This window comes from Collinsella sp. AF02-46-1 (genome assembly GCF_003465825.1).
Classification (GTDB): domain Bacteria; phylum Actinomycetota; class Coriobacteriia; order Coriobacteriales; family Coriobacteriaceae; genus Collinsella.
Genome location: NZ_QSBV01000046.1, coordinates 802 through 2014, shown reverse-complemented (window position 1 = coordinate 2014; position 1213 = coordinate 802). Strand labels below are relative to the sequence as shown.

Genomic DNA, 1213 nt, shown 5'->3' with positions numbered 1-1213 from the left:
ATATCGATACCGCTCAGCCATTCGCCTCGCCCCCGTCGCACGTATCTTCATCCGGTCTGTTACTTTTAATCTAACGATTCTTTGAGGAACGTAGGTGCTTCCAAATGTACTGTCGACTTCTTCTCAAACTGATCCTAAGAGACAGGGCCGCATGGATTTGTACGCTCGTTCTCGCTGCAGCCTTTTCCGTCCCCATTGCGTTCAATTCACCCATCTACGGGCCCTTCTTTATGAAGCAGGGCATGCAGAGCTTTGTCGACGCATTCAATACGCGCGCACCCCAGGCCAACGGCACAGACCTATCGCCAGGGCAGCAAGCTGACGCGGAGCTTGCAAGATACGCGAACGCCGCCCTCGCCGCTCAAACCGACGCCGCCTTTCTCGATTCTGCCGAGAGCTACTACGCGCTCATGGACGAAGGCTTCCAATCCGGGTCCATCGTGGGAGACCGAGAGACCAATGACGCAGACCTCGCGTATTGCCGTGCCCTGAGCAGCTCCGGCATCACGGATATCCCGGCCTCCGCAAACGACCTGCCATTCCTTTCCTTCCTGCCTTACGCCATTGCCACGGCGCCGTCTTTCCTTCCCTTCATCCCCTTCCTTCTCTCGTCGATACTCGTGCTCGGCGCCACAAGGCCTGCGACCCTGGCGGCGAAGGCGCCCGTGCCCAAATTCCGGCGCCTTATCCAGATCGTGTTTTCGATAATCGCCGCGGGGACCGCGATGCTCCTCGCCGGCCTCGCACCCGGGGGCATTTACGCCTTGGCCCTAAACGGCTTCGGGCAAATTGGGTACCCGATCGCCTTCTTCCATGACGGCGCGCTTACCACCACGACCGCGGGAAACGTCTTCACGACCCTGCTTCTCGCGCTGCTTGCGGGCGGAACCTTGATATCCGTTTGCTCCGCCGTCCTATCGACCGCAACGAGGCGCGTCCTCGCGGGCCCCCTTGCCTCAGCGCTGCTTGTCGCGGCCCCGGCATTCCCGTTGCTGTCCGATTCGGCGCTGGAGCATAATGCCGTGCTCGGGCTCCTGCCGCTGGCCGTGTTCTCGCCTATCGAGGCCACGGGCTACGTAGGATGCTTCCCGACAGAATTCATTGGCTCCGGTTCAGGCAGCGCATCGATGCTTGCCGTGGCCCTGATATACGTCGCGGTCCTTTTTGCGGTCGGCGCCGTTGCGGCACGTTCGCCCAAACAGGCTGGACCCGC

Annotated in this window: 1 protein-coding gene; it reads left to right on the top strand. The window is 61.0% G+C overall.

Annotated elements, in window-relative coordinates:
- Positions 1–230: 230 nt before the first annotated feature.
- Positions 231–1213 (top strand): hypothetical protein (locus DWV20_RS09940; RefSeq protein WP_158566381.1); only part of this gene is annotated, 983 nt, incomplete at its 3' end.